At 64.4% G+C, this 8,762-nt stretch carries 4 protein-coding genes and 2 pseudogenes; 3 read left to right on the forward strand and 3 right to left on the reverse strand.

The features are described from left to right. A partial coding sequence (locus AC30NL_RS06165) for a DUF4158 domain-containing protein (RefSeq protein ID WP_489463133.1) occupies positions 1–575 on the reverse strand: 575 nt, incomplete at its 3' end. A 167-nt stretch (positions 576–742) separates the two neighbouring features. On the opposite strand from AC30NL_RS06165, the gene AC30NL_RS06170 reads away from it, so the two are divergent. Both AC30NL_RS06170 and AC30NL_RS06175 read left to right on the forward strand, forming a co-directional pair. Next, positions 743–2,428 carry a site-specific integrase gene (locus AC30NL_RS06170; protein WP_489463134.1) on the forward strand — a complete coding sequence of 562 codons (1,686 nt, stop codon included), beginning with the start codon at positions 743–745 and terminating at the stop codon, positions 2,426–2,428. Positions 2,429–3,108: 680 nt separating this feature from the next. Further along, entirely contained in the window at positions 3,109–4,377 is a 1,269-nt protein-coding gene (locus tag AC30NL_RS06175) for a hypothetical protein (protein ID WP_489463135.1), read from the forward strand. Positions 4,378–4,405: 28 nt separating this feature from the next. Here AC30NL_RS06175 and AC30NL_RS06180 read toward each other — a convergent pair. Both AC30NL_RS06180 and AC30NL_RS06185 read right to left on the reverse strand, forming a co-directional pair. After that, a pseudogene (locus tag AC30NL_RS06180) lies at positions 4,406–5,425 on the reverse strand (IS5 family transposase); the annotation flags it as partial. Positions 5,426–5,461: 36 nt separating this feature from the next. After that, positions 5,462–5,878: pseudogene (locus tag AC30NL_RS06185) on the reverse strand (DDE-type integrase/transposase/recombinase); the annotation flags it as partial. Positions 5,879–6,063: 185 nt separating this feature from the next. Between AC30NL_RS06185 and AC30NL_RS06190 the strand changes: the two are divergent. Next, the coding region (locus tag AC30NL_RS06190) for a hypothetical protein (protein WP_489463136.1) at positions 6,064–8,762 on the forward strand (2,699 nt) is incomplete at its 3' end.

Genomic DNA, 8,762 nt, shown 5'->3' on the forward strand with positions numbered 1-8,762 from the left:
GACGCCTTTTGCGCCTCGCTCAAGGGCGCCGTCAGCAGCTTGAAGATGCGGCGCTGCGCGCGCGTGTAGGCCTCGGCACACAGCCGTTCGATCGTGCTCAGTGCCGGCAACACGATATTGCAGCCGCGCATCTCGTCGACCAACGCCTGCGCCAAGACGAGGCCTTGCGTTGTTTGCATGGCAATGGGCAGCAGCCAATGGGACAACGCGCGGTGCGCGTTCAGGTCCAGCGCGCGCAGGCCCAGCCAGCGCGTGATGGCGACGACGTGTTCGCGGCGGGTTTGGTCACGCGTGGCGTACAAAGCCCAGGCCGACACCGGCACGCGCAGCTGGACGGCGATCATGGCCAGCAGTGGCGCGTGTGGCAGTTCGTCGTGCGCGATTGGCCTTCCTGGAAATCGCAGATAGGCGATCTGCACGGCCACGCCCAGGCGGTTGTGCACGCCCCGGTGGGCCCTGAGAAATGCGAAGTCAGCGTTGCTGAGGCTGTACAACCGGATCAGTTCGGCTTCGTTTGTTGGGAACGCGAGAAGTTGGTCGCGCTGCGCGGGTGTCAGTAGTTCGCGACGGGGCATCGGGTCTATTCGGGGTCGAAAAGCGAGGGGTTGGCCGGCAAATTGGTCCGCCTGCCGGGCGCCAAAAAGTGCGCATATTTAAATAGCAGCTATTATTGAAGCAGCGATGTTGCAATATGGAACAGCCTTCCGCTCAAACACGCCAGTCCCGAAGGACAGCGGCCAAAATGGCTCACATCGGCATCGACGCGCCGCCTGGCCTGCCGGACGCGGCGGCCTTGTCGGCGCTGCGTGCCTGGTACGAAGGCATGCCGTCACGCCAAGCGGTGATGCGCTACCTGGGCGATCGGATGGCGCCAGGCCAATCGGCGCGCGGCGTCCTCGGGCGGCTGCGCCGTCAGCTCGCGAACCTTGCCCGCGATCGCCATCGCAATGATCTTGCCGCGCTGTTCGTGCACCCCGAAAGCGCTCGAACTCGACACGCTCACGCCGTGGCGCGAGCCATCGATGTGCTGCGCGATGCGCCAGCGCCCGTGCCGCTCATCGGCGACGATGTCGGGCAGTGGTTGTCACCTCGCGTCGTGGTCGCCTTGCGCGCGCAAGGCATCAAGACACTGGCGGCGCTGACGGTTCGAGTTCCACGGCGGCGGCGCTGGTGGGCCGCGATTGCTGGCCTGGGCGCCACAGGGGCACGCCATGTCGAGGCCTTCTTCGCTGCACACCCCGAACTCACCGAGCGTGCACGCGCGCTCGTGCTGAGGTCCTCGCCGCAGGGCGTCGTGCCTTGGGAGCGACTGCAGACACCCGACGAAGTCGACGGCTCGCAAGGAGCCTTCCGGGCACCCCGAGCAAGTTGTGCGTTGAACGCCACCAACGACCACCAGGCCGTTCAGGCCTGGCTCTCCTTGCACGAGACGCCGGCCACACAAAATGCCTACCGCAAGGAGGCCGAACGGCTGATGCTGTGGGCCATTGTCGAGCGCCAACGGGCGCTGTCATCGCTCACCACCGAAGATGCGATCGCTTATCGGGCGTTCCTGCGGCGCCCGACCCCGCGCGAGCGCTGGGTCGGGCCGCCCCGGCCACGCACGTCACCGGAGTGGCGCCCGTTCGCCGGCGTCTTGTCGCCTCGTTCGACTTCCTACGCACTGTCCGTGCTCGGGGCGATGTACCGCTGGTTGATCGAACAGCGCTACGTGCTGGCGAACCCGTTCTCTGGCATCAAGGTGCGCGGCGTCTCGCGCTCTGCGCCGCTGCCCACGACGCATGTGTTTGCCGACGGCGAATGGTCGTTGCTGCGCGCCGTTGCCGATGCTCTGGAGTGGTCGTACGGATGGGCGCCGCCGGCCGCGCAGCGCGTGCGCTTCGTGCTCGACTTCGCGTACGCGACCGGGCTGCGCGCAAGCGAACTCGTTGGCACGACCCTGGGCGCCATCGAGACCGATGCCTATGGCGATCGCTGGCTGCACGTTGTCGGCAAGGGTGGCAAAGCCGGCAAAGTGGTGCTGCCGCCACTCGCACGTGCGGCACTCGACACTCACCTGGTGCAGCGAGGCATACCGACCACGCCAGCGCAGCAGAACCCGAACACACGCCTGATCGGCAGCCTCGATCCCCACAGCGAGGCGGGCATCACCGGAGCGCGGCTATGGACGGTGATGCGCCGATTTTTCCGGCAGGCGGCGACGTTGCTGGAACCTGGCAACCCCGTGGTCGCCGAAAAGCTTCGGCGGGCGAGCCCCCATTGGATGCGCCACACGCATGCCACCCACGCGCTGGCGCACGGTACGGATCTGACCGCGGTGCGCGACAACCTGCGCCACGCCTCGATTGCCACCACGTCGATCTACCTGCACAGCGACGATGCCAAGCGAGCGCGCCAGCTGGGCCAGGCGTTTGCGACTCGCCGGTAGTGCCGCCGGAGAAATTCGTGTTTAACAAGCTGCTGAATTATTCGTTTGAGCCAGCAAAAAATCTAGACCGTCCAGACCGCCTACAAGCGATTTGTTGAGACGTGCCATGGGGTGAGTGGCGGGGAGCAATCCTCGTCCCTACCGCTACTGTTCTTCGTCCACTCGAACATCACTTCGGCTGTACGCCATGGTGTGCGCCGGGGGGAAGGGTCTAATTTGGAAGGTCGTTTCATTCACATCAAGTTCAAGCCGGAGTCAGCATGGGTTGCATCATTTCCAGGCCAGTCACGGGTACGCGGCATACGCGAACCGACGCGGCGGGCCAGCAAGGTAATCCCACACCGGAATCACGTCCCGTCCAAGAGAGCAACCTTTGCGGACCGTCCGGATTGACAGCGAGGACATCGCCATCGAGTAGCATCGCGCCACGAAGAGCACCGTTCCAAGAGCTCGCAACGGACTGTCAGAGAAAGATCCTCGACTACTTGCCGAGCGACGCACCTTCGAGGGCCCGAAATCTGATGGCCCTGTGGGGGACGTCTCGCGATCTACGGGATTTGGTGCAGGGAGTCGACTCCTTCCCCAAATACCGACTGCTCAGCCGCCTGATGCAAGCGGCTGAACGTCATGTCAGCGACTGCAGCCAGCTCACCCCAGGACTTGTTGGGAAGTATGCATCCATGCTCGGACTCTTAAGGCCGCAGCAGCAAGAACGCCTCCTGACCACTGCGATCGGCTTCGCCAATAGCAGCAACGAGGCCTCGGCGATAGCGGCGCTGAGCGAGAAAATGGCGCATTTGAACGAGGGCCAGCGCGAGCGCCTTATCGACTGCGCCACCAGTTGCTCCACCTCCAGAGACAAAGCCGAAGCAATCGGCGCGCTGGGTGCGGGGGCGGCGCATTTGAGTGAGCCCCAGCGCGACAGACTCGTCGCCGCCGCTATCGGCATGGGAGAACTCCACATGCCCATTGCGATAGCCAGGTTGAGCCCGGGTCTGGCACATCTGAGCGAACACCAGCGCAATAGCGTCGTCGCCACCGCGGTCGGCATCAACGATGGCCAGTTCAAGGCCCGCGCGATATTCGGTCTTGGCGCAAGAATGGCGCATCTGAGCGAGTCGCAACGCGAGAGCCTCGTCGTCGCCGCCATCGGCCTCACCTATGACGACAAGGCCCGCGCGATAAAAGGTCTTGGCGCAGGAATGGCCCATCTGAGCGAGTCGCAGCACGAGCGCCTCATCAGCGCTGCCCTCGGCCTCGCCCGCGACGGCGACAAGGCTGATGCGATAGCCGGACTGTGCGCAGGAATGGCGCATCTGAGCGAGTTCCAGCGCGACCGCCTCGTCGCCGCCGCCATCAGCTTCGGCAATGTCCGCGCCACGGGTGATGCGATAGCCGGACTGGGCGCGGCAGTGGCGCATCTGAGCGAGCCCCAGCGCAAGAGCCTCGTCGCCGCCACGATGGACCTGGGCGATAATTTTTTCCAGGCTCTTGCGATAGCCGGGTTGGGCGTGGGGGTGGCGCACCTGAGCAATTCCGAGCGCGAGAGCCTCGTCGTCGCCGCCATCGGCCTCGGCGACAGCTGGCACAGGTCTCGTGCGATAGAGGGGCTGGGCGCGGCAGCGGCGCATCTGAGCGATTCCCAGCGCGAGAGCCTCGTCGTCGCCGCTCTCGGCCTCGGCGACAACTTCGACAAGGCTAGTGCAATTAACGGGCTGGGCGCGGCAGTGGCCCATCTGAGCGATTCCCAGCGCGAGGCCCTCGTCGCGGCTGCCCTCAGTCTCAGCAGTGACGATGGCAAAGCTCACGCGATAGCCGGGCTGGGCGCGGGAGTGGCGCATCTGAGCGAGGCACAGTGCGACAGCCTCGTCGCCGTCGCGGGCAGCTTGGGCGTCGAAACCTTTGCAATATCCGGATTGGCGAGGGAATTGCAGAACTCACTTGCATAGATAGTCGGACTTGCGAAATTCACTTCCCTCAGTTCATGCTGAATTTGCGGAGAGCATGTTGAGTCGGTGATGGTGGCCACCGCCATGAGAGAGCCGGGGGACGATGATGGCAGGCGGCTGCCACAAAGGCGAGAAATTGCAGGCGCAAAAAAACTGCGCGCAGACCAAGACGGCCGACGGCACGCAGCAGCCAGCGGAGATTGAACCCGGCGGCACACAGTACCGCGTGCAGTGCATCGCCTTCGCTGCCCTTGAGCCAGCAGCGGGCCATGCCGTGGTCGTGCTTGGCATGGCCGATGAGAGGCTCGATGGCCTGGCGGCGCTTGAGCCATTTGCGCTGCACGTTGGTGAGCGTCTTGTAGCGGCCGCGATGAATCAGCTGTACCGGCGCGATGTCCGGGCCCGCCGCCCGATAGCCCAGATCGGCGACCACCACTTTCGGCTTGACGCCGAGGTCCTCCAACAAGGTGTTGGTCTGTTCGAGCTGCGTGGCCAGGGTATGGCCGTCATACGGATTGCCGGGCAGGCTGCGGGCACCGACCATCAGCCCGGATTGATGCGTGACGGCCAGGGTGACCTTGACGCCAAATTCGTAGGGCTTGCGGGCTTTGCCCTTGCCGATACAGGAGACCTCGGGCGCATGCAACGCATACAGCTTGCCGCTGTCGCGTGGCTTCTGGGTGCGGATGCGCTCGGCACGCTCCAGCCACACGTTCAAGCCGTCGCGCATCGCATCCGGCAAGGCCGTCATTTTGCGTTGCACGTCGCGCACCAAAGCCCCGAGGATGGTGCGTTGGCGGCGCAGCACTCGCTTGAGCCGTCGGTACTGCTTGGCGTGGGCGTAGCCCGCTGCACGGCGACGCAAGGTCCGGCCTTCGCGCTGGTGCGTCTGCTTCAAGGCGATACCGGCGCGCTTGGCCAGACGCGCAATCTTCTCCCGCGCGACTTCCAGCAGCCTGCTGTCGGTGGGATGCGCAATGGCCTTCTCCTGGACGGTCGTATTGACAATGATGCGTTCGAACTCGCTCTTCTTGATGGCCCCCATTGAATCGCCCCGGGTTTCGTGGAGGCCCGTTGGTTTAAGTCAGGCCGCCACCGTGGCTGCTTGACTGACGAGTTGCTTGTAGTAGTTTGCCTCAGCCTCCGCCGGTGGGATGTAGCCGATGGGTTCGAGCAGCCGATGGTTGTTAAACCAGGACACCCATTCCAGTGTGGCCAGTTCGACGGCCTCCTTTGTCTTCCACGGTCCGCGCCGATGGATCAGTTCGGCCTTGTAGAGCCCGTTGATCGTCTCGGCCAGCGCGTTATCGTAGCTGTCGCCCTTGCTGCCCACCGACGGCACGATGCCGGCCTCTGCGAGGCGTTCGGAGTACCGAATGGACACATATTGCGAACCGCGGTCGCTGTGATGGATCAAACTACTGTCCCGCTCCGGTTGACGAGCGTACAACGCCTGCTCCAAGGCATCGAGCACGAAGTCTGTCCGCATTGAACTGCTCACCCAATGCAGCGTGGTCGCCACGGCGGAGTATCCCGCGTGAGTCATGCGTGATGGACGCCGGTCTTGGCCACTTCATGCCATCCTCGACATGAAACTTCGCACTTTCATGCCTCCTTTCGGAGTCCAACAAGCCTCACGGCGCCGTTGCCCCCATGCTGCAGCGTCCTCAACGGGAAAGGCTTATCTTGGATCGCATCAACCGTGCCGCGCCCGGCCGTCCTCTACCTGATCGCGGCGAGGAAGCGAATGAGCCTCGCAACGTGCGCCCGCGCATCGCCCCGTCGGTCGACTCAAGCTTGCAAGGCGTGTCACCGCGACCGGCCAGCACGAGCACGTCGTTTCCTCCGATGCAGCCATCGGCCAGAATCCTGGCCGGTCGCGCTTCGTCACCGTTCATCGGTGCGCAGGCCGCATATCCTGCATTTCCGGCGAGCCTTGGGGCCGCACCGAACAGCCCGGGCAACTCGGCGGATCTGTTTCAACGATGGCTGGCCACGGCGGCCCCATCCCGCGGGGAAAGCGCAGTTGCATCGCAGAACACGAGCGAACTCCTGCGCGGCTTCGATTCCAATCTCAACGCGCTGCCGTCGCTCGGTTCACCAGTGCGCGCCAGCCCGTCGAGCTCTCCTGTCAATGAAGAAGTCCGGTCCGCACGCCTGGCCATGCCGCGCGAGGCTGCTGTCCAGTGGTACCGCAATCGCATGGAAGATCTGTTGCTCGTGGAGCATGTGTACCCCGAGTGCAGCAAGGCCGCCGGACAGAATCATCGGGCGATGGAAAGAGACCGCGCAGCCTTGTTCAGCTTCGCCGTCAGCCTGTCGCAAGCTGATCCGCACGACCGCCTGGGCAGGTTTGTGCTGCGCTACGGAAGTACCGACACCGATGTCAGCGAGTCGGCACGCGAGCAAGTGGATGCCTTCATCGAAAGTCAGGCCGAGCGCTTCGCCGGCCAAGGCCTTCGTGACGCGCTGGACCTGCTCTGCGCCATTCCCACCGACGAGCGGGACGCGATGTGTCACCAAGACGGGATGACCGAGGACGACGTCAGCCCCCACCATCGGCGTTGGCTGCTTCCGGCGCCGGAGAGAGCGCTGCTCGAACCACTCGGCAAAGACGAATCGAAGCATCTCAGCCAGTTCTCTGCGGCGCTGCTGCGTGGTGGACACGGTGGAGTCTCGGAGTGGCTCGCCATGTTTGACGACGGTCGCGAGCGGCTCGCGCGGCAGCTGCAGACGCGGCATATCGGATCGCAGCCAGGCAGTCGAAGGCTCGCATACGTGCTAGATCGGATGCAGGAGCAGGCCGGCATTCCCTCTGCGCGTCGCCTTCGAGTAGAGGGCAACCGCGACACGTTCGTAGGGGAACATCGGCCCAGTCAGGCGACGGAAATGCGGCAGCCGGCTGCCGCAGTGGAACCCGCGCACGGGGAGATGCCAGCCCACGACACTCACGAAGACAATCTCGAAATGATCGAGGTCTTCACTATGGCGGCCGAGACCTTGATGCTTGCTCCGCGGACGATTGCGAAATACGGGCTTGCTTTGGCACGCTTCGCGAAGGAAATGCTGGCCGACAATCCGCACGCCGACCTGCGAGGTTTCCTGCAGCGCTACGAAAGCTCGGATGAAGACGTGAAGTCTCGGGCCCTCGCAGACAGGGACAGGGTCATTGGCCGTTGGGGCGACGACCAACGCCGCTACCTCAATACGGCGCTTAACCTGCTGATCATCGTGCCCCCCGAGGAAAGGCACCTGCCGGAAGACAGCACGCGCTCGCAGGTCCGTCCGAACCAGCTGCTGGAGCGGCTTCCACCGGACGATCGGCAGCTTCTGCAGCAGTTGCGGAACGACTCCGAACAAAGAGGCCCAGCCCGGCAGGGGCTCAGGGACGCAGGTTTGCTCATTCGCTTCGGGGCGGCACTCGTCAAAAAGGGCCATGGCGGGCTGTCCGGGTGGCTGGCCATGCATGGGGATGCTCGCCACGCCGACGCCAAGCAACTCTTTGAGGCCCACTTGGCCGGCATCAACCCATCGGCCAGGCGCCACCTGCCCGCCGCCGTGGCCCGCCTGCAGCGCTTCGCCGGCACCCAGAACAGCGATCGGATTCGGGGCCACGCCGGCAGGGACGTTCCGCGGGCCAACTCGGGCTATGCGCCCGACTTCCCCCAGGCGGAAGCCAAGTCGATCGATGCCGCCATCGCTGCCAAGAAAGGCATCCTGCAAGCGACTACGCTGGCCAACTACCGCGGCCATCTGATCCACTTCAGCACATGGCTGCGTCAACAAAGGACGCATGACAGCCCAGCGTACCCAGGTGGGCTGCAGGACATCCTGGAAATCGACCGCAGAGGGGAGCTGCAGGAGGTCCAAGGGCTGCGGGACCAGTACCTCCGCGAGAGCGGCGGAGCCGATGGGCCCCACAGGGACTTGAAGGCTGCCCTCAAGGTGCTGCTGGGCCACCACAGGGGCCAGCCTTTGCAGGAAGGCCAGCCGGCCACGCCGCAGCCATCCCTGCCCACGGTTTCTCTGGACCTGAACAATCTGCCTGATCCCGACTGGTTCGACTCCCCCGATCTGGATTCGCTCTCCAGCTTCCAGCACAGCGTCGAAGTGCAGTCGACCCAGTGGCCTGATCACACGCAACCCGTGCCGGCCTCGCCTGCAATGAGCGAAGCCAACTCCGAAGTGATGTTCCGGCGATTCCTCGCCGAGGCTGCTGAAGTCGTGTCTTCGCAGTCTGCACACGCGTTGCCGGTTCAGCCCGCGACACCGATGCCGGCCTCGCCAGCAATGAGCGAAGCCAACTCCGAAGTGATGTTCCGGCGATTCCTCGCCGAAGCTGCTGAAGTCGTGTCTTCGCAGTCTGCACACGCGTTGCCGGTTCA

This window comes from Rhizobacter sp. (assembly GCA_021153565.1).
Taxonomy (GTDB): domain Bacteria; phylum Pseudomonadota; class Gammaproteobacteria; order Burkholderiales; family Burkholderiaceae_C; genus Albitalea.